The organism is Staphylococcus sp. HMSC14C01, assembly GCF_001808085.1.
Taxonomy (GTDB): domain Bacteria; phylum Bacillota; class Bacilli; order Staphylococcales; family Staphylococcaceae; genus Staphylococcus; species Staphylococcus hominis.
The window spans coordinates 84,834-108,282 of sequence record NZ_KV792040.1; the positions used below are offsets into that span (position 1 = coordinate 84,834).

General features: G+C 30.1%; 27 protein-coding genes. All 27 read left to right on the forward strand.

What is annotated here, in order from left to right; translation table 11 throughout:
• Nucleotides 1-257: 257 nt before the first annotated feature.
• Nucleotides 258-2,888, forward strand: a complete 2,631-nt coding sequence (alaS, locus tag HMPREF3131_RS07560; protein WP_070436599.1) for an alanine--tRNA ligase — start codon at nucleotides 258-260, stop codon at nucleotides 2,886-2,888.
• Nucleotides 2,889-2,952: 64 nt separating this feature from the next.
• Nucleotides 2,953-3,213, forward strand: a complete 261-nt coding sequence (locus HMPREF3131_RS07565) for an IreB family regulatory phosphoprotein (RefSeq protein ID WP_002448947.1) — start codon at nucleotides 2,953-2,955, stop codon at nucleotides 3,211-3,213.
• On the forward strand, nucleotides 3,214-3,642 hold the full coding sequence (gene ruvX, locus HMPREF3131_RS07570; RefSeq protein ID WP_017176179.1) for a Holliday junction resolvase RuvX: 429 nt from the start codon (nucleotides 3,214-3,216) through the stop codon (nucleotides 3,640-3,642).
• Nucleotides 3,643-3,656: 14 nt separating this feature from the next.
• On the forward strand, nucleotides 3,657-3,971 hold the full coding sequence (locus tag HMPREF3131_RS07575) for a DUF1292 domain-containing protein (RefSeq protein WP_017176180.1): 315 nt from the start codon (nucleotides 3,657-3,659) through the stop codon (nucleotides 3,969-3,971).
• Between the two features lie 260 nt (nucleotides 3,972-4,231).
• Entirely contained in the window at nucleotides 4,232-4,867 is a 636-nt protein-coding gene (locus HMPREF3131_RS07580; protein ID WP_017176181.1) for an O-methyltransferase, read from the forward strand.
• 2 nt (nucleotides 4,868-4,869) lie between these two features.
• Entirely contained in the window at nucleotides 4,870-5,793 is a 924-nt protein-coding gene (locus tag HMPREF3131_RS07585; RefSeq protein WP_017176182.1) for a peptidase U32 family protein, read from the forward strand.
• Between the two features lie 13 nt (nucleotides 5,794-5,806).
• Nucleotides 5,807-7,075, forward strand: coding sequence for a peptidase U32 family protein (locus tag HMPREF3131_RS07590; protein ID WP_017176183.1), 1,269 nt, complete (start codon nucleotides 5,807-5,809; stop codon nucleotides 7,073-7,075).
• Nucleotides 7,075-7,698, forward strand: a complete 624-nt coding sequence (gene udk / locus HMPREF3131_RS07595) for a uridine kinase (RefSeq protein WP_017176184.1) — start codon at nucleotides 7,075-7,077, stop codon at nucleotides 7,696-7,698. Before HMPREF3131_RS07590 ends, udk begins: the two co-directional genes overlap by 1 nt.
• A 57-nt stretch (nucleotides 7,699-7,755) precedes the next feature.
• Nucleotides 7,756-8,232, forward strand: a complete 477-nt coding sequence (gene greA, locus HMPREF3131_RS07600) for a transcription elongation factor GreA (RefSeq protein ID WP_017176185.1) — start codon at nucleotides 7,756-7,758, stop codon at nucleotides 8,230-8,232.
• A 336-nt stretch (nucleotides 8,233-8,568) separates the two neighbouring features.
• Nucleotides 8,569-9,297 (forward strand): 5-oxoprolinase subunit PxpB, encoded by a 729-nt coding sequence (gene pxpB, locus HMPREF3131_RS07605; RefSeq protein ID WP_070436600.1) that lies wholly within the window; start codon nucleotides 8,569-8,571, stop codon nucleotides 9,295-9,297.
• Nucleotides 9,287-10,291, forward strand: coding sequence for a 5-oxoprolinase subunit C family protein (locus tag HMPREF3131_RS07610; protein WP_070436601.1), 1,005 nt, complete (start codon nucleotides 9,287-9,289; stop codon nucleotides 10,289-10,291). The genes pxpB and HMPREF3131_RS07610 overlap by 11 nt, the downstream gene beginning before the upstream one ends.
• Nucleotides 10,292-10,293: 2 nt before the next feature.
• Nucleotides 10,294-10,734, forward strand: a complete 441-nt coding sequence (locus HMPREF3131_RS07615) for an acetyl-CoA carboxylase biotin carboxyl carrier protein (protein WP_017176188.1) — start codon at nucleotides 10,294-10,296, stop codon at nucleotides 10,732-10,734.
• Nucleotides 10,735-10,748: 14 nt separating this feature from the next.
• On the forward strand, nucleotides 10,749-12,110 hold the full coding sequence (locus HMPREF3131_RS07620; protein ID WP_017176189.1) for an acetyl-CoA carboxylase biotin carboxylase subunit: 1,362 nt from the start codon (nucleotides 10,749-10,751) through the stop codon (nucleotides 12,108-12,110).
• A complete protein-coding gene (gene pxpA, locus HMPREF3131_RS07625) occupies nucleotides 12,110-12,862 on the forward strand; it encodes a 5-oxoprolinase subunit PxpA (RefSeq protein ID WP_070436609.1) in 753 nt (250 codons plus the stop codon). The genes HMPREF3131_RS07620 and pxpA overlap by 1 nt, the downstream gene beginning before the upstream one ends.
• Before the next feature lie 12 nt (nucleotides 12,863-12,874).
• Nucleotides 12,875-14,113, forward strand: a complete 1,239-nt coding sequence (locus HMPREF3131_RS07630; RefSeq protein ID WP_017176191.1) for an NRAMP family divalent metal transporter — start codon at nucleotides 12,875-12,877, stop codon at nucleotides 14,111-14,113.
• A gap of 167 nt (nucleotides 14,114-14,280) precedes the next feature.
• On the forward strand, nucleotides 14,281-14,967 hold the full coding sequence (locus HMPREF3131_RS07635; RefSeq protein WP_017176192.1) for a 5'-methylthioadenosine/adenosylhomocysteine nucleosidase: 687 nt from the start codon (nucleotides 14,281-14,283) through the stop codon (nucleotides 14,965-14,967).
• Nucleotides 14,968-14,994: 27 nt separating this feature from the next.
• Nucleotides 14,995-15,522 carry a YqeG family HAD IIIA-type phosphatase gene (locus HMPREF3131_RS07640; protein WP_017176193.1) on the forward strand — a complete coding sequence of 176 codons (528 nt, stop codon included), beginning with the start codon at nucleotides 14,995-14,997 and terminating at the stop codon, nucleotides 15,520-15,522.
• Complete coding sequence (gene yqeH / locus HMPREF3131_RS07645) at nucleotides 15,523-16,623, forward strand: ribosome biogenesis GTPase YqeH (RefSeq protein WP_070436602.1); 1,101 nt, start codon at nucleotides 15,523-15,525, stop codon at nucleotides 16,621-16,623.
• Nucleotides 16,624-16,635: 12 nt separating this feature from the next.
• Entirely contained in the window at nucleotides 16,636-17,442 is an 807-nt protein-coding gene (gene aroE / locus HMPREF3131_RS07650; RefSeq protein WP_019834855.1) for a shikimate dehydrogenase, read from the forward strand.
• A 6-nt stretch (nucleotides 17,443-17,448) separates the two neighbouring features.
• Nucleotides 17,449-17,739, forward strand: a complete 291-nt coding sequence (gene yhbY, locus HMPREF3131_RS07655; protein WP_017176196.1) for a ribosome assembly RNA-binding protein YhbY — start codon at nucleotides 17,449-17,451, stop codon at nucleotides 17,737-17,739.
• Between the two features lie 4 nt (nucleotides 17,740-17,743).
• Nucleotides 17,744-18,313: a nicotinate-nucleotide adenylyltransferase gene (locus tag HMPREF3131_RS07660; protein ID WP_002449696.1), complete on the forward strand. Its 570-nt coding sequence runs from the start codon at nucleotides 17,744-17,746 to the stop codon at nucleotides 18,311-18,313.
• Nucleotides 18,303-18,869 carry a bis(5'-nucleosyl)-tetraphosphatase (symmetrical) YqeK gene (gene yqeK, locus HMPREF3131_RS07665; protein WP_070436603.1) on the forward strand — a complete coding sequence of 189 codons (567 nt, stop codon included), beginning with the start codon at nucleotides 18,303-18,305 and terminating at the stop codon, nucleotides 18,867-18,869. Before HMPREF3131_RS07660 ends, yqeK begins: the two co-directional genes overlap by 11 nt.
• Nucleotides 18,870-18,887: 18 nt before the next feature.
• On the forward strand, nucleotides 18,888-19,241 hold the full coding sequence (rsfS, locus tag HMPREF3131_RS07670; RefSeq protein WP_002449779.1) for a ribosome silencing factor: 354 nt from the start codon (nucleotides 18,888-18,890) through the stop codon (nucleotides 19,239-19,241).
• 1 nt (nucleotide 19,242) lies between these two features.
• On the forward strand, nucleotides 19,243-19,974 hold the full coding sequence (locus HMPREF3131_RS07675) for a class I SAM-dependent DNA methyltransferase (RefSeq protein ID WP_019834856.1): 732 nt from the start codon (nucleotides 19,243-19,245) through the stop codon (nucleotides 19,972-19,974).
• Between the two features lie 52 nt (nucleotides 19,975-20,026).
• Entirely contained in the window at nucleotides 20,027-20,689 is a 663-nt protein-coding gene (locus HMPREF3131_RS07680) for a helix-hairpin-helix domain-containing protein (RefSeq protein ID WP_070436604.1), read from the forward strand.
• Between the two features lie 66 nt (nucleotides 20,690-20,755).
• Nucleotides 20,756-21,220 (forward strand): ComE operon protein 2, encoded by a 465-nt coding sequence (locus tag HMPREF3131_RS07685; RefSeq protein ID WP_017176200.1) that lies wholly within the window; start codon nucleotides 20,756-20,758, stop codon nucleotides 21,218-21,220.
• Nucleotides 21,221-21,396: 176 nt separating this feature from the next.
• Entirely contained in the window at nucleotides 21,397-23,403 is a 2,007-nt protein-coding gene (locus tag HMPREF3131_RS07690; RefSeq protein ID WP_242228114.1) for a DNA internalization-related competence protein ComEC/Rec2, read from the forward strand.
• Nucleotides 23,404-23,449 lie beyond the last annotated feature (46 nt).

Sequence of the window (23,449 nt, forward strand, 5' to 3'; positions counted from 1 at the left end):
AATAAATTTGAATTCGCATAAAGATGAGTAAACTTTTTAACTTAAGTAGAGATGTACTGGTTGGTGAAAAGTACAAGTTAATCTGTTGAACGCTACTTTGTGTTAACGTTAATATGATAATTAAGTGATGAGAAATTAAATATATTTGAAAAATATTTATTTCTTGTAACTAGGGTGGTACCGCGAAAACGTTCGTCCCTTTGTTGGATGAACGTTTTTTTATTTATAAATGTATTAATTATATTAGGAGTGAAAAAATGAAAAAACTTAAAGCAAGTGATATACGTCAAAAATATATTGATTTCTTTGTTGAAAAAGGTCATATGGTAGAACCATCTGCACCACTTGTGCCTATTGACGATGATTCGTTACTTTGGATAAACTCTGGTGTTGCAACTTTAAAAAAATACTTTGATGGACGAGAAACACCTAAAAAGCCTAGAATAGTGAACTCTCAAAAAGCAATCAGAACAAATGATATTGAAAACGTAGGTTTTACTGCGCGTCATCATACTTTCTTTGAAATGCTTGGAAACTTCTCAATTGGTGACTATTTTAAAAAAGAAGCAATTGAATTTGCTTGGGAATTTTTAACTAGTGACAAATGGATGGGGATGGAACCAGAGAAGCTATATGTAACGATTCATCCAGAAGATGTTGAAGCCTATCGTTTATGGCATGAAGATATTGGTTTAGAAGAAAGTCGTATTATTAGAATTGAAGGGAATTTCTGGGATATTGGAGAAGGACCATCAGGACCTAATACCGAAATTTTCTATGATCGTGGTGAAGCATATGGTCAAAATGATCCAGCAGAAGAAATGTATCCTGGCGGTGAAAATGAGAGATATTTAGAAGTATGGAACTTAGTATTTAGTGAATATAACCATAATAAGGATCATACTTATACACCACTTCCAAATAAAAATATTGATACCGGCATGGGATTAGAACGTATGACGTCTATTTCCCAAAATGTTCGTACCAATTATGAAACAGATTTATTTATGCCAATTATTGAAGAAGTAGAGCATATATCAGGAAAAAAATATCTTGAAAATAACGAACAAGATGTAGCATTTAAAGTCATCGCCGATCATATCAGAACAATCTCATTCGCAATCTCTGATGGTGCTTTACCTGCAAATGAAGGGCGCGGTTATGTTTTACGTCGTCTCTTACGTCGTGCTGTACGTTTTAGTCAAACGCTTGGCATTAATGAGCCATTTATGTATAAATTGGTTGATATCGTTGCTGACATTATGGAGCCATATTATCCAAATGTAAAAGAAAAATCGGATTTTATTAAACGTGTTATTAAATCTGAAGAAGAACGTTTCCATGAAACACTTCAAGAGGGTGTATCTATATTAAATCAACTCATTACGCAAGCAAAAGAATCTACACATCAGATTAATGGTTCAGATGCGTTTAAATTATATGATACGTATGGATTCCCAATTGAGTTAACTGAAGAACTAGCAAGTCAAGAAGGTATTACAGTCGACATGGCAACATTTGAAACTGAAATGGAACAACAACGTACTAGAGCGAGAGAAGCTAGACAAAGTTCACAATCTATGCAAGTTCAAAGTGATGTTTTAAAAAATATTAATACTGAAAGTCAATTTGTTGGATATGAAACAACAGAATATCAAACAATTTTAACAGATTTAATTTATAATGGTAAAACTGTTACATCTGCTGAGGCTGGAGAAACAGTTTACTTTATCTTAAAAGAAACACCATTTTATGCAGTAAGTGGTGGACAAGTTGCAGATAAAGGAACAGTAGGAAATGATCATTTCGAAATAGCCGTTCAAGAAGTTACAAAGGCACCAAATGGACAAAATTTACATCAAGGTACAGTTCAATTTGGACAAGTAAGTGTAAATAGTCATGTAGATGCAACTGTAAATAAAGAAGAACGTAAAGATATACAAAAAAATCATAGTGCCACTCACTTACTACATGCTGCATTAAAAGAGATTTTAGGTGAACATGTTAACCAAGCAGGTTCACTCGTTGAAAGTGAACGATTAAGATTTGACTTTTCTCACTTTGGTCCAATGACAGAAGAAGAGATTGATCAAGTTGAAAGAAGAGTAAATGAAGAAATTTGGAAAGGAATTTCAGTTCATATTCAAGAAATGCCTATTCAAGAAGCTAAAGAAATGGGTGCTATGGCTCTATTTGGTGAAAAATATGGTGATATTGTAAGAGTAGTCAATATGGCTCCATTTTCAATTGAATTATGTGGTGGTATTCATGTAGATAATACTGCTGAAATAGGGTTGTTTAAAATTGTAAGCGAATCAGGTACAGGCGCAGGTGTTAGACGTATTGAGGCACTTACCGGTAAAGCTGCATTCTTATATTTTGAAGATATTCAGAATAAATTTAATTCTGTCAAAGAACAACTTAAAGTAAAATCAGATAAACAAGTTTATGATAAAGTTGTTCAAATTCAAGAAAATGAAAAACAATTGAATAAGCAATTAGAGCAACGTAATAAGGAAATTACTTCACTTAAAATGGGTAATATAGAGGATCAAGTAGAAATGATTAATGGATTTAAAGTATTAGCTACAGAGGTAGAAGTATCTAATCCAAAAGAAATCCGTCAAACAATGGATGATTTTAAATCAAAACAACAAGATACAATTATTATTTTAGCAAGTCATGTTGGTGAAAAAGTTTCGTTAATTGCCGTTGTACCTAAAGAGCTTACAAGTCAGGTTAAAGCCGGAGATATCATTAAAAACATGGCTCCAATTGTAGGAGGAAAAGGTGGCGGTCGTCCAGATATGGCACAAGGTGGCGGCACACAACCTGAAAACATCTCAGAATCATTACGCTTTATTAAAGATTATATTAAAAACCTATAACTTTTTAATCAACTGGTGTAAAATTAATATGTAAGTTAATACATGTCAGAGGAGTGTCGCATCTATGGAAAATATTGATAAAACTATGAAATTCGATTATGATGAAATTCCAAAAGAAAATGTCCAAACAGTTTTAAAAAACGTACATCAAACTCTAGAAGAACGAGGCTACAATGCTGTAAATCAAATTGTTGGTTATTTACTTTCAGGAGACCCTGCATACATTCCACGTCAAAATGATGCACGTAATCAAATACGACATATTGATAGAGATGTAATTATGGAAGAACTCGTTTCAAACTACTTAAAAGAGAATAATAAATAAATGTTAAGTCATAAAATTTTAGGATTAGATGTAGGTAGTAGAACTGTAGGTATCGCAATTAGTGATTTGATGGGCTGGACTGCTCAAGGACTAGACACTCTAAGAATAAATGAAGAAAATGAAGAATTTGGTATTGATAGACTGGTTTCAATCATAAAAGACAATAATGTTGGTTCAGTAGTCATAGGATTACCGAAAAACATGAATAATTCTATTGGTTTTCGTGGAGAAGCATCTCTTAAATACAAAGAATTGCTTCAAGAGGCTTTACCAAATATTGAAATTATTATGTGGGATGAACGTTTAAGTACCATGGCTGCTGAGCGCTCATTATTAGAAGCTGATGTCTCAAGACAAAAAAGAAAAAAAGTAATTGATAAAATGGCAGCAGTTTTCATACTGCAAGGCTATTTAGATTCAATTCAATAAAGGAGAATATCATTATGACTGAACATAATCACAATCATAATACAGAATTAAATATTAGTAATGAAGAAGAATTATTAACTTTATTCGATGAAAATGGAAATGAAGTTTTATATCGAAAAATGCTAGAATTTTATCATCCAGAATTTAAAAAAGAGTATGTTATTTTAGCTGAAGAAGGTGCTCAATCTGATGATGATGACATGATTGAGCTCATTCCAATGATTAATGAACCAGATGAATCTGGTGATGGTGGTAAACTTGTTCCTATCGAAACAGATGAAGAATGGGATATGATTGAAGAAGTTGTAAATACAAATATGGAAGAATAAACAGTCTTTTGTTAATAATAAATCTCTAATCAATGTACTTTGGTTAGAGATTTTTAATATTTCAGACTTAAATTTAATTTAGAATTATGATAAAATATTTAAAGTTAAATTACTATAAGCATAAATTTTTAAATATACAGTCAGTTACTATATTTATACATTAAAATATAAAGTAGGTTTATTATTTTATTTTAAATAATGTAATATTAGTTGACTGATTTATTTTTATGCCTATTGATATTAAAAGGGAAGTTATAGAAGTGGAATCAAATCAATCCTATTTATTAAATCTTCATGAACAGTTAGATAATAATATTGAAGAGCTAAGATTTTATGCAGAAGAACATGCTGTTCCTATAGTAGATAAATTAACTTTAGACATGATAAAACAATTAATTAGAATTCATCATTCGAAAAATATTTTGGAAATTGGAACTGCTATTGGATATAGTTCGATGCAATTTGCTTCTGTTTCACCAGATATTTCTATTACTACTATTGAACGTAATGAGAATATGATAAAACAAGCAAAACTTAATTTTAAAAAATTTGAATACGAAAATCAAATTCGCCTTATAGAGGGCGATGCGCTATCACAGTACGATAAAGTGAGCAATCATTTATATGATATGATATTTATCGATGCAGCTAAAGCGCAATCTCAAAAATTTTTTGAATACTATACACCGTTATTAAAAAAAGGTGGCTTAGTTATTACTGATAACGTTTTGTATCATGGATTTGTATCTGATATAGATATTGTACGATCAAGAAACGTTAAGCAAATGGTAAAAAAGGTACAAAAATATAATACTTGGCTTATGAAACAAAAGAACTATAAAACAAATTTTTTAAATATGGATGATGGTTTAGCCATATCTATTAAAGGAGAATGAATATGACTGAATTACTTGTCACTCCAAAATCTTTAAATCATATGAAAACATTGATAGAACTCGGTGCTGATGCATTTGTGATTGGAGAACAAAAATTTGGATTGCGATTACCTGGAGAATTTAATCGTGAAGATGTTAGAAAAGCAGTTAATTTAGCACACGAACATGATAAAAAAGTATATGTGGCAGTTAATGGTATTTTTCATAATTATCATTTAAATGCCTTAGAAAACTATATTGAATTTTTACATGAAATAAGAGTGGATAGAATAATTTTTGGTGATCCTGCTGTCGTGATGTATGTTAAAAAACAAGATAATCCGATACCATTAAATTGGGATGCAGAAACAATTGTTACGAATTATTTCCAATGTAATTATTGGGGTGGAAAAGGCGCTAAAAGAGCTGTATTAGCACGTGAATTAAATCTAGATGAAATTTTAAATATCAAAAAACATGCAAATGTTGAAATTGAAGTTCAGGTTCACGGTATGACTTGTATGTTCCAATCTAAACGTATGTTATTGGGTAATTATTACACTTTTCAAGATAGACAAATGAAAATCCAACGTAGTGAAAATGATCAAGATTTATTATTGTACGATGAAGAAAGAGAAAATAAATATCCTGTTTTTGAAGATTACAATGGTACTCATATTATGTCTCCTAATGATATCTGTTTAATTGAAGAATTAGAGCCATTCTTTGAAGCAAATATCGATTCATTTAAAATTGATGGTATCTTACAAAGTGAAGCATACATTAATACTGTTACAGCACAATATAGAGAAGCCATTGACTTATATCATGAAGATCCAGAAGCTTATGAAGATGAAAAATTTATGTTAATTGATCCAATAGAAGAAATTCAACCTGAACATCGTCCGTTTGATGAAGGGTTCTTATATAAACAAACAGTATATTAAGGGAGGCGCCAGTATGAAGACGTTAAATGAAATTGAAGTAAATGCTAAAAGAAAAATAAAAAAACCTGAATTATTAGCGCCTGCTGGAAACTTAGAGAAGTTAAAGATTGCGGTTCACTATGGTGCTGATGCAGTATTTTTAGGTGGACAAGAATACGGGTTACGTTCTAACGCTGATAACTTTACAATGGAAGAAATTAAAGAAGGCGTTGAATTTGCAAACCGTTATGGTGCAAAAATTTATGTTACGACTAATATTATCGCTCATGATGAAAATATAGACGGTTTAGAAGATTATTTACGTCAATTAGAAGCTACAGGTGCAACAGGAATTATTGTAGCTGATCCACTTATTATTGAAACATGTAAGAAAGTAGCTCCTAAATTAGAAATTCATCTTTCAACACAACAATCTCTTTCTAATTACAAAGCTGTGGAATACTGGAAAGAAGAAGGACTTGATCGAGTAGTATTAGCTCGTGAAACAGGCGCTATGGAAATGAAAGAGATGAAAGACAATGTTGATATCGAAATAGAAGCCTTTATTCACGGTGCAATGTGCATTGCTTATTCAGGTAGATGTACTTTAAGTAATCACATGACAGCACGAGACTCTAACAGAGGTGGTTGTTGCCAAAGTTGTCGTTGGGATTATGATTTACTAGCTGTTGATGAAGAGGGAGAATTAGATTTATTTTATCAAGATGGCGACGTTGTGCCTTTTGCTATGAGTCCAAAAGATTTAAAATTAATTGAGTCTATTCCTCAAATGATGGATATTGGTATAGATTCTTTAAAAATTGAAGGACGAATGAAATCTATTCATTATATTGCTACGGTAGTATCAGTTTATCGTAAGGTTATTGATGCATATGCAGAAGATCCAGATAATTTTAAAATTAAACCAGAGTGGTTAATTGAATTAGACAAATGTGCTAATCGAGATACAGCACCTGCTTTCTTTGAAGGAACGCCTGGGTATGAAGAACAAATGTTTGGTGTTCAACAAAATAAAAAGTCACCATATGATTTTTGTGGATTAGTTTTAGATTATGACGAAGCAACTCATATTGCTACAATACAACAAAGAAATCACTTTAAACCAGGCCAAGAAATTGAATTTTTTGGACCTGAAATTGAATCATTTAAACAGGTTATTGATGTCATTTATGATGAAGAAGGAAACCACCTTGATGCAGCACGTCATCCTCTTCAAATTGTTCAAATTAAAGTGGATCATCCTATTTATCCTAATAATATGATGAGAAAGGAAATTGGCTAATGACACAGACAACAATCATCGGAATCGCTGGCGGTTCAGGATCAGGAAAGACAACTGTTACAAATGAAATAATGAAAAACTTAGAAGGCCATAGTGTTGCTTTACTTGCTCAAGATTATTATTATAAAGATCAATCGCACTTAACATTTGAAGAACGTCTTGAAACTAACTATGATCATCCTTTTGCATTTGATAATGATTTACTGATTAGTAATTTAAAGGATTTACGTAATGGTCAAGCGGTGGAAGTTCCAACATATGATTATAAAAATCATACTAGAAGTGATGAAACAATTGCATTTGAACCTAAAGATGTTATTATCGTAGAGGGTATATTTGCTTTGGAAAATAAAACATTACGTGATATGATGGATGTTAAAATATACGTTGATACTGATGCTGATTTACGTATTTTAAGAAGACTTGTACGTGATACAAAAGAGCGAGGGCGCTCAATGGAATCAGTTATTAACCAATATTTAAATGTTGTCAGACCTATGCATAATCAATTTATAGAACCAACAAAAAAATATGCTGATATTATTATTCCAGAAGGTGGAAGTAATAAGGTAGCAATTGATATAATGACAACAAAAATACAAACGCTTGTTGGTAAGCATTAACGAATAATATGTATTTTTTCAGAATTAAATTAACTTGTTGAAAAGGAAGATGAACTTATGGAAAATCAAAAACAATATCCAATGACACAGGAAGGTTATGAAAAATTAGAACAAGAATTAGAAGAACTTAAAACAGTTAAACGTCCTGAAGTAGTAGAAAAAATCAAAGTTGCTAGATCTTTTGGTGACTTATCTGAGAACTCAGAATACGATGCTGCTAAAGATGAACAAGGTTTTATTGAGCAAGATATTCAACGTATTGAACACATGCTTAGATATGCTTTGATTATTGAAGACAACGGTGATAACAATGTTATTCAAATTGGTAAAACTGTTACGTTTGTCGAATTACCTGGCGATGAAGAAGAAAGCTATCAAATTGTTGGATCTGCAGAAGCAGATGCGTTTAAAGGAAAAATTTCGAATGAATCTCCAATGGCGAAAGCACTTATTGGTAAAAGTTTAAATGATGAAGTTCGTGTTCCACTTCCAAATGGTGGAGAAATGAAAGTTAAAATCGTTGATATTAAGTAACAAAAAATCCAAAAATCATTTTGATTTTTGGATTTTTTTATAGTTAAATATTTATAATTATTTAACTATTAATTAGATATAAGCAAGTACATTCATTTAATTTTTAGAACTTTTACATGACAAAAATATAAATATATGCTTAAATAACAATGTAGATAAATTATATAGTTATCTTGTACTGAAAGGGAGTAAGCGATTACATTAATGCATTACTTACCTTCTTTTATTATTGTCTATTTGAAAGACATATTAAACTACTATGAATACGTGGATATTTTATATTACTAATATATAAAATGAAATACGTTATTTATAATCGAAGGAGGACCATCATCTTTGGAAATAAAGATTATTAATGAACAATCAATTGCGCTTTATTTTAAAGAAGAAATATCTGAAAGTAATTACAGAGATGTTGAATCCGTTACTAAACATATACACGCTAAAAGAATAGATGGTATCAAAGATGTGATACCGTCATATAGAGCAATTATGATAAATTTTGATAATATAAAGCTTAATTTTAAGCAATTAATAGATATATTAGATTTAAAACAGTTAAATGGTGAACATGCTAAAGATATTTCAGATAAAACGATCATACATATTCCAGTATTATATAATTCAGAAGTCGGACCTGATTTACCATATGTAGCTAAACATAACAAACTAACTACTGATGAAGTCATTCAAATCCATACTCAAAATGAATATCTCGTTTACATGTTAGGTTTTATGCCTGGTTTTCCATTTTTAGGTGGATTGGATTCTCGTTTACATACTCCACGTCGAGATGAACCTAGAGTCAACATTGACGCAGGGTCAGTAGGAATAGCAAATAATCAAACGGGTTTATATCCTTCTGATTCACCAGGTGGTTGGCAAATTATTGGAAGAACACCATTAAAAGTATTTGATATCAACGACGATGAAATGTCTTTATATCAAGCGGGGGATTATATTAAGTTTTATTCTATTGATGAAAATACATTTAACGACATCCAAAGTGAAATAGCAGAAAATCGATTTAATAAAGAAAAGTGGGTGTTAAATCATGTCGATTAGTATTATTCAACCTGGTATGTTTACAACTGTTCAAGATGAAGGAAGATTTGGTTTTCAACACCTAGGTTTTTCAAGTGCTGGTGCTATGGATTTATATAGTTATTTAATTGGTAAGACTTTAATTGGTAATAATGGACCGAGCCTTGAATATACTATTATCGGTCCAACACTTCAATTTAATAAAGATAATACATTTATTTTGACAGGAGCACATGTAAACGCAAAATTAAATGAAGAGACAGTTGATATTAATACTGTAATTTATGCATGCAAAGGCGATATTTTGAAAGTTGGAGCAGTGACTGCAGGCGCTCGTGGTTATATTTTCTTTGGACATCCTTTAGATATTCAACCAATAGCAGAAAGTTATTCGACACATACTAGAAGTAAAATTGGTGGTTACAAAGGGAGACCATTATCAAAAGGAGATTTGATATACTTAAAAGAAAATCCATCTTTCAAACAAAATTTGGGTAAAACAACAGTTTATAATGCTATTCCCGAAGATAATATAATACATATTATTACCGGTCCACAAATTGAAGCATTTTCAAAGGAAAGTATAAATAAGCTCGTTAATATGGAATATAAAGTTTCTGAAAAATCTGATAGAATGGGGTATCGTCTTAATGGTGACCATATCCCTCCTAAAACTGGGGCAGATATTATTTCAGAACCTGTTGCTTTAGGAAGTATTCAAGTCCCAAATGATGGTAATCCTATTATCTTATTAAATGATAAACAAACTATAGGTGGCTATACGAAAATCGCTACAGTCACTCAACTGGATTTAAATAAAATTGCTCAATTTAAGCCAGGGGATTTAATTCGATTTAAGTGGTCAACGATTGAAGAAGCTACAAAGGTTCAGGAACAATATCTAAATCACTTTAATCATTTAAATGCTGAAATTAACACGTCACCAACCTTTAATATGGGTGAAATGAGACCGACAGCAAAGAAATTGACTAAAATCATTACAGAGGAGAGATAGTTATGGATATAAAAAAAATAGAAGAAGTCATTAAACTTGTAAAATCAAATGATGTAAAAAAATTTAAATATAAAGATAATAAAAACGAAATCGAATTAGATTTTACTGAACAAAGTAACAATCAAAATAATAGTACTCCAGTAATACAATCTGAAGGGAATTCTCAAGACAAAAGTATTTCAGAAAATAACCCTTTAAATGATTCAGCAAAAACAATTACTTCTCCTATGGTAGGCACATTTTTCTTACAAGATAGCAAGGAATTAACGGATCCTATAATTCAAGTAGGTGATAACATTAAATCTGGTGATGTTATCGGATATGTTGAAGCAATGAAAGTAATGAATGAAGTGACTAGTGATATAGATGGTGAGATTACCGACATTGTGGTTGAACATGGTACAAACGTTGAATACGATCAAGTTCTAGTTAAAGTAAAATAAAGGGGGGCAGAAATATGTATCGTTGTTTAGTAGCAAATAGAGGAGAAATTGCGGTACGTATCATTCGAGCGTGTCGAGAAATGGGAATAGAAACTGTCGCAGTATACGCTAAAGGTGATGAAAAAAGTCTTCATGTAAGTTTAGCTGATCAAGCAGTTTGCATTGGAGAAGCAAATCCTTTAGATAGTTATTTAAATATAGAGCGTATTATTGGTGCAGCTGAAATCACAGGTTCTAATGCTATTCATCCTGGATACGGCTTTCTATCGGAGAGTACAACATTTGCCCAAAAAGTTGAAGAAAATGATATTCATTTTATTGGCCCTAACAAAAAAACAATGGAAATGATGGGTGATAAAATAACTGCTCGTCAAACTGTTCATTCAGCAGGAGTGCCAGTTATTCCTGGCTCAACAGATGCAGTAAATTCTGTAGAAGAAATTAAAGAATTAGCAAAAGACATAGGATATCCTTTAGTATTAAAAGCCGCAAGCGGTGGTGGCGGTAAAGGTATTCGAATTGTTAAAGAAGAAAATCAACTTGAAAAATCATTAAAAGAAGCTAAAAGTGAAGGTCAAAAATATTTTAATGATGATCGTGTGTATGTGGAAGCATTTATTCCTGTTGCAAAACACGTAGAGGTTCAAGTGATTGGTGACGGAAAAGAAAATTATGTTCATTTAGGTGAACGAGATTGTTCAGTCCAAAGAAAAAATCAAAAATTAATAGAAGAAGCACCATGTGCAGCATTATCTGAAGAACGACGTGAAAAAATATGTAATGATGCTGTCAAAGTTGCAAAAGCCTCTAATTATCGTAGTGCTGGTACTATTGAATTTTTAGTTACTGAAGATGCACATTACTTTATTGAAATGAACGCAAGAATACAAGTAGAACATACTGTTACTGAAATGCGTGCAGATAGAGATTTATTACAAGCACAATTATATTTGTTATTACATAATAAATTACCGTTTAGTCAAGAAGATATTGTATTCAATGGTCATGTAATAGAGGCACGTATCAACGCTGAAAATCCAGAAAAGAAATTCCAACCTACTCCAGGTAAAGTTAAACGTCTACACTTACCTCAAGGTTTTAATATTAGAGTAGATTCGTTATTATATGCTGGTTATCAAGTATCTCCTTACTATGATTCACTAGTTGCAAAAGTTATCGTAAAAGACTCTAATAGAACTTCTGCGATTAACAAATTAAAAGTGGCACTTGATGAAATGGTAATTGATGGTTTCACTACTACGGCTGATTTTCTATATGCAGTATTAAGTTACCCACCATATGCAAAAGGAAATGCAGAAGAAGTTGATATTAAATTCCTTGAAAAACATCAAATAGTTAAAGGAGTGAAATTATGATGAAAGTTGATTTAAACTGTGATCTAGGTGAAGCATTTGGTAACTATTCATTTGGAGGTGATAAAGATATCATTCCTTTAATTACATCTGCTAATATAGCCTGTGGTTTTCATGCGGGTGATGAAAATGTAATGAATCAAACAGTAAAATTAGCTAAAGAAAATCATGTGAGTATTGGCGCTCATCCCGGACTTCCAGATTTAAAAGGGTTTGGTCGTCGAAAGATGGATATTAGTCCTACCGAAGTATATAACCTAATAGTTTATCAGTTAGGTGCTTTAGAAGGATTTTGTAAAGTACACCAAACACGAATAAATCATGTTAAACCACACGGTGCACTGTATAATATGGGTGCTAAAAATAAAGCAATTGCAAAAGCAATTGCAAAAGCAGTATACGATTTTGATTCTACTATAGTGCTTGTAGGTTTATCTAATTCATTATTAATATCTGAAGCTAAAGCAATCGGATTGAAAACAACTTCTGAAGTATTTGCTGATAGACGTTACGAAGATAATGGTCAATTAGTTAGTCGTAAAGAACCAGACGCAGTCATTACTGATTCTGACGAAGCATTAAAACAAGTTTTGAAAATGGTAACTGAAAACAAAGTGATAAGTCGCAATGGAAAAGAAATTGATTTGGAAACAGATACAATATGTGTTCACGGTGATGGTAAACATGCACTAGAATTTGTTGAACAAATAAGAAAAAAATTAACGAAAGAAGGCATTGATATTCAATCCTTATAAGGGGGTTTTCTAATGAAAGAAAATTTAAATCAAAAACAAGATAAAGACAATTTTAAATTTACAAAAAGTCATAGACGCTTACTTTATGGATCTGTATTTTTAATGGCTACATCAGCGATCGGTCCTGCATTTCTAACTCAAACTGCTGTGTTTACGGCAGAATTTTATGCAAGTTTCGCTTTTGCAATCTTAATATCTATATTAATTGATATTGGAGCTCAAATTAATATTTGGCGCGTATTAGTTGTAACAGGTTTACGTGGTCAAGAAGTATCAAATAAAGTGTTACCTGGATTAGGAACTTTAATTTCAATATTGATTGCTTTTGGAGGACTTGCTTTTAATATCGGGAACATAGCTGGTGCAGGTTTAGGATTGAATGCAATGTTTGGACTTGATGTTAAATGGGGAGCAGCTATTACAGCCATTTTTGCAATTTTAATATTTGTAAGTAAAAGTGGTCAAAAAATTATGGATATTGTTTCAATGATTTTAGGAGTAATAATGATATTAGTAGTAGCTTATGTCATGGTTGTATCTAACCCTCCCTATGGTGATGCACTTGTTCATACAGTTGCACCAGAACATCCTATTAAATTAATTTTACCAATCATTACTTTAGTTGGAGGAACAGTAGGTGGATACATCACATTTGCTGGTGCACATAGAATACTTGATTCTGGAATGAAAGGTAAAGAGTTTTTACCATTTGTGAATCGTTCAGCTATTGCAGGTATCTTAACTACAGGTATTATGAGAACATTATTATTCTTAGCAGTACTTGGAGTTGTAGTGACAGGTGTCACTTTAAATGCAGATAATCCGCCAGCATCAGTATTTGAACATGCTATTGGACCAATAGGAAAAAATATTTTTGGAGTTGTTATTTTCGCAGCCGCAATGTCATCAGTGATTGGTTCAGCATATACAAGTGCAACTTTCTTAAAAACATTACACAAATCATTATTTAATAAAAATAATTTGATTGTCATTGTCTTCATCGTGATTTCAACAATAATTTTCTTATTAATTGGAAAACCAATTAGTTTATTGATTATTGCAGGAGCAATAAATGGATGGATTTTACCGATTACTTTGGGTGCAATATTGATAGCGAGTAGAAAAAAATCAATTGTTGGAGATTATAAACATCCAATATGGATGTTAGTATTTGGCATTGTAGCAGTTATTGTTACAATTATAACAGGTGTATTGTCTCTACAAGATTTAGCTACTTTATGGAAAGGTTAACCATAAATAAATATGTAATTTAAAATTTAACTGTCGACAGTGTTTAACTGTATCGACAGTTTTTTTATTAAATATTTTTCAAGATGATTTAATAAAAAAAGTTAGTCGTGATGAACTAGAAATTATGTTAGAATAACATGTGCTAAGATTAAAGTTGAGGTGTAAATATGATTGGAATTATTGGAGCTATGGAAGAAGAAGTAGCGATTTTAAAACATAAATTAGTGAATTTAAATGAGATTGAAGTAGCACATGTAAAATTTTATCGTGGGCAACTAAATAATAAAGATGTTGTCTTAACACAAAGTGGAATTGGAAAAGTAAATGCTGCAATTTCGACAACACTATTAATTGAAAAATTTAAACCTACATTGATTATAAATACAGGTTCTGCTGGTGCTTTAGATGATAGTTTATCAGTTGGAGATATTTTAATTAGTAATAATGTGATGTACCATGATGCAGATGCAACTGCCTTTGGATACGACATCGGTCAAATACCTCAAATGCCAGCTCAATTTGAAGCTAACCAACAATTACTCCAATTAACTGAAAAAGTTGTAAAACAACAAAATTTAACCGCTAAAATTGGTCAAATTGTAAGTGGCGATAGTTTTATTGGTAGTAGTGAACAGCGATTAAAAATTAAACGTCAGTTTTCAAAAGCTATGGCAGTTGAAATGGAAGCAACGGCTATTGCTCAAACTTGTTATCAATTTAATTTACCTTTTATCGTTACTCGTGCTGTTTCTGATTTAGCAAATGGGGAAGCAGAGATGTCGTTTGAAGAGTTTCTTGGTAAAGCAGCTCAATCATCAAGTAAAATTGTTGAACAGTTGGTTAATGAAATATAAAAAATAAATAACTTAAAGGTGAAATGAATGGGATTAATTAAAACATATTTTATGCCTAATGATTATGTACAATCTGTATTTCAAATTGATATTGAAAAATTAGCAAATTCTGGTTTTAAAGGTATTATTACAGATTTAGATAATACATTAGTAGGTTGGGACGTTAAAACACCAACGAAAGAAATACAAGAATGGTTTAAAAAGGCAAATGATTTAGGTTTAACGATTACAATAGTATCAAATAATAATGAAAAACGTGTTTCCGGTTTTTCGAAAGACTTAGACGTTGATTTTATCTTTAAAGCTAGAAAACCTATGGGAAGAGCTTTTAAAAAAGCGATACAACACATGAATATTAAACCAGAAGAAACAATCGTTATAGGTGACCAAATGCTTACAGACGTACTTGGTGGCAATAATAACGGTCTATATACTATCATGGTAGTTCCTGTCAAAAAGACAGATGGATTTTTAACTAGACTAAATAGAATAATCGAACGTCGATTATTAAACTATTTTAAAAGAAAAGGTTATATTACATGGGAGGAAAATTGATTGGATGAAACTTTAAAATGTATCGGTTGTGGCGCTCCTTTACAATCTGAAGATAAAAACGCACCTGGGTATGTGCCAGAACATAATTTATTTAGAGATGATGTTATATGCCAACGTTGTTTTAGATTAAAAAATTATAATGAAATACAAGATGTAGGAATGGATAGTGAAGATTTTTTAAATTTATTAAATGGATTATCCGATAGACAAGGGATTATCGTTAACGTAGTTGATGTTTTTGACTTTGAAGGATCGTTTATTAATGCTTTAAAACGAATTGTAGGAAATAAGAAAATCATTTTGGCAGCGAATAAATTAGATCTTTTACCAAGACAAATTAACCAACGTCGTGTAAAAGAATGGTTAAAAAGAACAGCTAGAAAGTATGGATTAGAAGCTGAAGAGGTGGTATTAATATCAGCTCATAAAGGATGGGGTATTGATGCACTTTTAGAATCAATCAACCGTTTTAGAAATCATCAAGATGTTTATATCGTTGGTACTACAAATGTTGGTAAATCAACTTTAATCAATAAATTAATTGAGCAAAGTGTAGGTGAAAAAGATGTCGTTACAACATCAAGATTTCCAGGTACAACATTAGATATGATAGATATTCCTTTAGATGAGAAAACTTTTATGTATGACACACCTGGCATTATACAAGTGCATCAAATGACCCATTATGTTACTGAAAAAGAATTAAAAGTGATTATTCCTAAGAATGAAATTAAACAACGTGTATTTCAATTAAATGAGGGACAAACTTTATTCTTCGGTGGATTAGCTAGGATAGATTATGTTTCTGGTGGGAAACGACCACTTGTATGTTATTTTTCTAATGATTTAAATATTCATAGAACTAAAACTGAAAAGGCAAATGATTTATGGCGAAAGCAAATAGGACATTTATTAAGTCCACCTAGTAATCCAGAAAAATTTAATATAAGTGATATGAAAACTGTACGTCTAGAAACAGGGAAAGAAAAACGTGACATTATGATTTCTGGATTGGGCTTTATTACAATCGAAGCAGGTGCAAAAGTGATTGTCCGAGTTCCTAAAAGTGTTGATGTTGTTTTAAGACAATCTATTATGTAGGGAGGATTCATAATGAAATTTGCAGTGATAGGAGATCCGATTTCACATTCATTATCACCAGTGATGCATAATACTAATTTTAAAGTTTTAGGTTTAAATGATACTTATGAAGCATTGCATATACCGGTTCAAGATTTCGATAATATTAAAGAAATAATAACTGAAAAAAATTTAAGTGGATTTAATGTTACTATTCCTCATAAAGAACGCATCATTCCATTCTTAGATGATATTGATGAACAAGCTAAAGCTGTAGGTGCAGTGAATACTGTGAAAATAGAGGGGAATAAATGGATTGGTTATAATACTGATGGTCTTGGATACGTAAAAGGATTAAAACAAGTATATCCTGACTTATCTAATGCATATATTTTAATTCTTGGAGCTGGGGGCGCAAGCAAAGGTATTGCAACTGCACTTTCACAATGTGTACAGCCTAAATTAACTATAGCGAATAGAACAATGAGTCGCTTTGATAATTGGAAATTAGATATTAATGCGATTACCCTACAACAAGCTGAACAATATCTTGATGAGTTTGATATTATTATTAATACAACATCAGCAGGATTAGATAATAATAAAGAGAGTGTAATTCGTCTCAATCAATTATCACCGAATACATTGGTAAGTGATATCATTTATATTCCCTATAAAACATCATTTTTACAACAAGCTGAAGAGAAGGGTAACCCTATTTATAATGGTCTAGATATGTTTGTATATCAAGGTGCTGAGAGCTTTAAAATATGGACTGGCAAAGATGCTGAAATTAAAGAAATGAAATTAGCAGTTTTAAATCAATTAAAAGGAGAATAATATGCTATGCTAACAGGTAAACAAAAAAGATATTTAAGAAGTTTGGCGCATAACATTGATCCAATTTTTCAAATAGGTAAAGCTGGAATTAATGATAATATGATTAGTCAAATAGATGAAACACTTGAAAATAGAGAATTAATTAAAATTCATATACTTCAAAATAATTTTGATGATAAAAACGATTTAGCCCAAACGCTAAGTCAAGCTACTAATAGTGAAGTGGTCCAAGTCATTGGATCAATGATAATCATTTATAGAGAATCTCAAGAAAATAAGGAAATTTCATTACCATAATTCTATGAAAAAAATTGTTTTATACGGCGGACAATTCAATCCTATTCATACTGCACATATGTTAGTAGCTAATGAAGTATTTCATAAAATTAAACCGGATGTTTTCTATTTTTTACCAAGTTATATGGCTCCACTTAAAGAACATAACGATTACTTAGATGCTCATTATCGCATCAAAATGATTAATATGGTAATCGAGCAGTTAGGTTTCGGAAATATTTGTTATGCAGAATTAGAAAGAAAAGGTCAAAGTTATACGTATGATACATTAAAAGCTTTAATTGACCAAAATCCTTACGATAAGTTTTATTTTGTAATAGGATCAGACCAATATGATCAACTTGATAAATGGTATAAAATAGATGAATTAAAGCAAATGATTATCTTTATAGTAGTAAATAGAGAAAAAAATATTCAAAAGGTTGATGAAAATATGATTTCCATATCTATTCCAAGAATGGATATTAGTTCATCAATGATTAGACAACGTGTAAAAGATAAAAAAACAATTGATATTTTAGTCCCTCGAAATGTTAGTAAATATATTAGAGAGGAAGGATTCTATGAACACTAAAGAAGCAAAAAAACTTATCGAAAATAAATTGCCCGAAAAGCGTTTTAAACATTCTCTTAGAGTAGCTGACACAGCAGTTAAGCTTGCTGAAATCTATGATGGAGATAAAAGTAAAGCAGAGTTAGCAGGCATTTTACATGATTATTGTAAATATGATGATTTAGGAAAAATGTATCAAGTCGTTCGCCAACATGATTTAGATAGCAATTTGTTAAGTTATGGAAGTGAAATTCTTCATGGACCTGTATGTGCAGCATTAATGAAGGCTGATTATGGCATCGAAGATGAAGAAACATTATTAGCCATTAAATATCACACTACTGGTCGTAAAGAAATGACAAAAACTGAAAAATTGGTATTTATTGCTGACTATATAGAACCTGGTAGAAAAACTCCAGGAGTTGAAGAAATTAGAGATATGGCATACAATCAAGGTAGCTTAGATAAAACAATTTATGAAATATCAAAGCGAACAGTGCTATTTTTAATTAGTAAAGATATTACTGTTTATGGTTCTACGATTGAATGTTTAAATTATTATAATTATAGTGATTAAAAGATAAAGGATGATTAAATGAATTCAGAAGAATTATTAAATATTGCTGTCACAGCGACAGAAGATAAAAAAGCAGAAGATATTGTTTCTCTTAATATGCAAGGTATTAGTGATATGACTGATTATTTTGTAGTGTGTCACGGTAACAATGAACGTCAAGTTCAATCAATTGCTAGAGCAGTAAAAGAAAAAGTGCATGAAAATAATATTGAAGTAAAGCGTATGGAAGGTTATCAAAGTGCAAGATGGGTCTTAATTGATTTAGCAGACGTAGTAGTTCATATTTTCCATAAAGATGAACGCAATTACTATAATATAGAGAAACTTTATCAAGATGCTCCAATAGAATCATATAATCAGGTAGCATATTAAAATGGTGCAATACACTGAAATGAGTAAAGTTTATGATCAGCTTACTCAAGATCAACCTTATGAAGAATGGTTTAATATTGTAAAATATTATACAAGAACAATGTCTTCTAATGATTCAATGAATATTCTTGATATTGGTTGTGGCACCGGAAGTTTAACGCAATTACTTCCTTCTATTGGCACGGTTACCGGCATGGATTTAAGTACAGACATGTTATCTATTGCTGCAAATAAATCTAATCAAGTTACTTGGTTAGAAGGTGACATGACCGATTTTTCATTAAATACAACATATGATGTTGTAACAATATTTTGTGATTCCCTGAATTATTTACCTGATATTGATGATATCGTAAATACGTTTAATTGTGTATTTAATCATTTATCTGATTTAGGAATGTTTATATTCGATATTCATACGATATATAAAATGAACACAGCATTTAATAATCAATGTTATATTGATGATAATGATGATATATTTTTAGCGTGGGAAGCTATAAAGGGTGAAGAACCTTATAGTGTTTATCATGATATGAGTTTCTTTTTAAAACAGCATAATGGTAATTATCACCGTTTTAATGAATCACATTATCAAAGAACATTTGAAAAGGATTTCTATATTCGATTGTTAAAACAAACTGGATTTAATCGTATTGAAACTTTTGTAGACTTTGACATCAATAATCATAATGAAAAAGGTGACAGATTGTTTTTTGTTGCTTATAAATAAAATAAAGTAAACTCATCTTCTTATACGTTTGTACATATAAGGAGATGAGTTTTTGTTTAAGTATAGAAATGAAATAATTCAATTGTTAACTAAGTGGAAGACTCATATCATCATTTTAATTACAGTAGTGTTACTTTTTATAGTGATTCTCATGCTTATGAAAAATAATGAGCCTTCAGAATATATGACAACATCTAATGCTAACAATAGCCAATTTAATAATAATGAAAAATATAATAAAAATAAAAATGATAATAATTTATCCACTTCTTCTAAAGAAAATTCAACTATTTATGTAGATGTCAAAGGAGCGGTTAAATTACCAGATGTTTATAAAATGAAAAAGAACGATAGAGTTAAAGATGTACTAAAAAAAGCTAAAGTTTCTGAAAATGCTGATATTACAAAAATCAATTTATCTGAAAAACTTACTGATCAAAAAATGATTTATATACCTAATAAAAATGAAACGAAACTAAATGCTACACTCACTAATCAAAGTAATTTAGATACTTCTGAAAGTATTAAAGTCAATCTTAACACAGCAAATGAAAGAGAATTGCTTAATGTTCCAGGTATAGGTCCAACTAAAGTGAAAGAGATTATTAAATACAGAGAGGAAAAGGGACAATTTAATAAGGTTGAAGACTTAAAACAAGTAAGAGGAATTGGAGGGAAAACTTTCGAGAAACTTAAAGATTACTTTACTACATAAATTAAATTGGAAGAATTTTTAATATAAATTATAATAGATATATATTTTTTTAAGGAGTTGAACTTTATGGATAGAATAAAATGGGACGAATATTTTATGGCACAAAGCCATTTGCTTGCATTACGTTCTACATGTCAAAGACTATCAGTAGGCGCAACAATTGTAAAGGACAATAGAATAATTGCAGGAGGTTATAATGGCTCAGTAGCAGGAGAAGTTCACTGTATTGATGTAGGATGTTTAATAGAAGATGGTCATTGTATTAGAACCATTCACGCAGAAATGAATGCATTATTACAATGCGCAAAACAAGGTGTATCATCAGATAATGCAACGATATATGTCACACATTTTCCTTGTTTAAACTGTACTAAGTCTATTATTCAAGCAGGTATTAAGAAAATATACTATGCAAAAGATTATCATAATCATAAATATGCTATTAAATTATTAAATCAAGCAGGTATTGAGTATGAAAAAATACCATTTTCTGCTAATAAAATAGCTGAATTTTTAACTAAAGAATGTTAGTTGTTTTATATGCACTTTCTTTTTTAAGTGGTATATTATGGGTTCATCTTAAATTATTTTCAATTTTAATATTTGCTATTATATTAATTATTGTGTATCGAAAGAGTATTCCTTTATACCACTATTTATTAATTTTATCCTTTTTCTTTCTAGCTTTATTTCAAGTACACCATACTTTGAAAACAAATCATTTTATACTCCAAAATTTAAAAGTCCACAGTAATATAAATTCAAAAGTAACGTTTCAAAATGATATAAAACAATTCAATCAAATTATTAAAGGACAATTTCAATATAAACATAATAATTATCACTTTACTTTTAAAAGTCCACAATTGAAAGCTAAAGATTTAAAAAATCGAGAATGTAAAATTAATGGAAATATCACAAATAGTATTCATAATGAAGTCTATGTTTATATCGATCAAATAGATAATAAACATTGTACTAAAGTTAATCATATAAGTTTTATAGATAAACACCTAAATTATATTCAAAACAAGTTATACCATTCTTCGTTAAAATATCCAGAGAGAGTCTTAGCTTTAATTACTGGAGATACTAGTGCAATTGATACAGATTACTTAGATAAAGTTAAAGCGATAGGTATTTATCATTTACTTGCTGTCAGTGGATCACACGTTGCTACCATTATTTTTATCATTCAATATAGTTTGGTCAGGTTTAATATTCCAAAATTATTCATACGAATTTTTATTATTATGATACTAATACTATTTATTTTTTATACAAATTTTGCACCGAGTGCTATAAGAGCAGTTTTAACCGCTATTACTTTTTTTATTATCCCTAAGACTTTTAAAATTTCGTCTATAAGTGTATTATCGTTAGTCTTTTTATTTATGACAATTTGGAATATGAATTTTGCTTATGACATTGGATTTCAATTTTCTTTCATCATTTCTTTTTTTATACTATTTTCTAAGCCATTATTTAATAATCAATCAATTTTAAAGAATTATATTTATATAACAATTATCGCTCAATTTTCATCCATGATTATTAGTATTTACCATTTTAATCAGTTTCAATGGATTGGTTTTATTTCTAATGTAATATTTGTCCCATTATATTCTTTCATTATTTTTCCACTTTCTATTGTTCTATTTACTTTCTATCATTTCTTTAGTGACTTGCGATGTATAAATATGGTTGCAAATCAATTATTTGAACTGCACGATAAAATAATGCAACCGTTCATTTTATTTAGAAATTACCAAATAAATATTGCTGATCAATCAAATTTAAGTCTACTCTACTGTTTCATTTTATTAACTCTACTAACTATATTTATATGTTATAAAAATTATAGAGCATTCTTAATTATAATTATCTTATTTATAATATTTATAAGATTAACTAATCAACCATTAGCGACGACGTTTACTGCTTTAAATGTTGGTCAAGGTGATAGTTTTCTTTTTCAAACAAAAAATAATGAAACTGTGATGGTAGATACTGGTGGTAAAGTAGTTCAAACGAAGATTAAAGATAATCATAATATTGCGAAATATCATATTATTCCTACTTTAAAATCTAGAGGAATATCAAAAATTGATCACTTAATTCTTACTCATCCACATAATGATCATATAGGCGAATTTCCTTATTTAGCACAAAATATAAGAATTAAAAATTTATATTTATATATAAAAAGTTATTCAGTAGATCAAATTAAAACTATACATACATTTTGTAGTATATATCATATAAAAGTTATTGATGTTTTAGAGACTAATAATATTCAGTTGAAAGAAGCTAAAATATCATTTTTAAATGCTTTTATTGATTCCAATGAAGACAAAAATGCACAAAGTATAATTTCATTAATAGAGTACAAAAATTACAAATTATTATTGATGGGCGACGCAATTGAAGAAAATGAAAATTTATTATTAAAGAAATATCATTTACCGTTAATTGATGTTCTAAAAGTTGGACACCATGGCAGTAAAACAAGTAGTTCAAAACATTTTTTAGAAATCATACAACCTAAAATTAGTATGATTTCAAGTGGAAAAAATAATACTTTTCATTTGCCTAATAACGAAACGATAGATAAATTAGAGAAAATTAATTCTCATATCTACAATACTCAAACTGATGGAGAAATTACTTTAAATCTCGATAATCAACTTATATCATCCTTTAATAGAAGTTAATGATAGAGAATAATAATTACACAATGCTATAATAACTTAATGGTAT

What these genes read in the sequence shown, in the direction of transcription:
- alaS (WP_070436599.1), top strand. Translation starts at nt 258, where the DNA reads ATGAAAAAACTTAAAGCAAGTGATATACGTCAAAAATATATTGATTTC.
- HMPREF3131_RS07565 (WP_002448947.1), top strand. Translation starts at nt 2,953, where the DNA reads ATGGAAAATATTGATAAAACTATGAAATTCGATTATGATGAAATTCCA.
- ruvX (WP_017176179.1), top strand. Translation starts at nt 3,214, where the DNA reads ATGTTAAGTCATAAAATTTTAGGATTAGATGTAGGTAGTAGAACTGTA.
- HMPREF3131_RS07575 (WP_017176180.1), top strand. Translation starts at nt 3,657, where the DNA reads ATGACTGAACATAATCACAATCATAATACAGAATTAAATATTAGTAAT.
- HMPREF3131_RS07585 (WP_017176182.1), top strand. Translation starts at nt 4,870, where the DNA reads ATGACTGAATTACTTGTCACTCCAAAATCTTTAAATCATATGAAAACA.
- HMPREF3131_RS07590 (WP_017176183.1), top strand. Translation starts at nt 5,807, where the DNA reads ATGAAGACGTTAAATGAAATTGAAGTAAATGCTAAAAGAAAAATAAAA.
- udk (WP_017176184.1), top strand. Translation starts at nt 7,075, where the DNA reads ATGACACAGACAACAATCATCGGAATCGCTGGCGGTTCAGGATCAGGA.
- greA (WP_017176185.1), top strand. Translation starts at nt 7,756, where the DNA reads ATGGAAAATCAAAAACAATATCCAATGACACAGGAAGGTTATGAAAAA.
- HMPREF3131_RS07610 (WP_070436601.1), top strand. Translation starts at nt 9,287, where the DNA reads ATGTCGATTAGTATTATTCAACCTGGTATGTTTACAACTGTTCAAGAT.
- HMPREF3131_RS07615 (WP_017176188.1), top strand. Translation starts at nt 10,294, where the DNA reads ATGGATATAAAAAAAATAGAAGAAGTCATTAAACTTGTAAAATCAAAT.
- HMPREF3131_RS07620 (WP_017176189.1), top strand. Translation starts at nt 10,749, where the DNA reads ATGTATCGTTGTTTAGTAGCAAATAGAGGAGAAATTGCGGTACGTATC.
- pxpA (WP_070436609.1), top strand. Translation starts at nt 12,110, where the DNA reads ATGAAAGTTGATTTAAACTGTGATCTAGGTGAAGCATTTGGTAACTAT.
- HMPREF3131_RS07630 (WP_017176191.1), top strand. Translation starts at nt 12,875, where the DNA reads ATGAAAGAAAATTTAAATCAAAAACAAGATAAAGACAATTTTAAATTT.
- HMPREF3131_RS07635 (WP_017176192.1), top strand. Translation starts at nt 14,281, where the DNA reads ATGATTGGAATTATTGGAGCTATGGAAGAAGAAGTAGCGATTTTAAAA.
- HMPREF3131_RS07640 (WP_017176193.1), top strand. Translation starts at nt 14,995, where the DNA reads ATGGGATTAATTAAAACATATTTTATGCCTAATGATTATGTACAATCT.
- aroE (WP_019834855.1), top strand. Translation starts at nt 16,636, where the DNA reads ATGAAATTTGCAGTGATAGGAGATCCGATTTCACATTCATTATCACCA.
- yhbY (WP_017176196.1), top strand. Translation starts at nt 17,449, where the DNA reads ATGCTAACAGGTAAACAAAAAAGATATTTAAGAAGTTTGGCGCATAAC.
- HMPREF3131_RS07660 (WP_002449696.1), top strand. Translation starts at nt 17,744, where the DNA reads ATGAAAAAAATTGTTTTATACGGCGGACAATTCAATCCTATTCATACT.
- yqeK (WP_070436603.1), top strand. Translation starts at nt 18,303, where the DNA reads ATGAACACTAAAGAAGCAAAAAAACTTATCGAAAATAAATTGCCCGAA.
- rsfS (WP_002449779.1), top strand. Translation starts at nt 18,888, where the DNA reads ATGAATTCAGAAGAATTATTAAATATTGCTGTCACAGCGACAGAAGAT.
- HMPREF3131_RS07675 (WP_019834856.1), top strand. Translation starts at nt 19,243, where the DNA reads ATGGTGCAATACACTGAAATGAGTAAAGTTTATGATCAGCTTACTCAA.
- HMPREF3131_RS07685 (WP_017176200.1), top strand. Translation starts at nt 20,756, where the DNA reads ATGGATAGAATAAAATGGGACGAATATTTTATGGCACAAAGCCATTTG.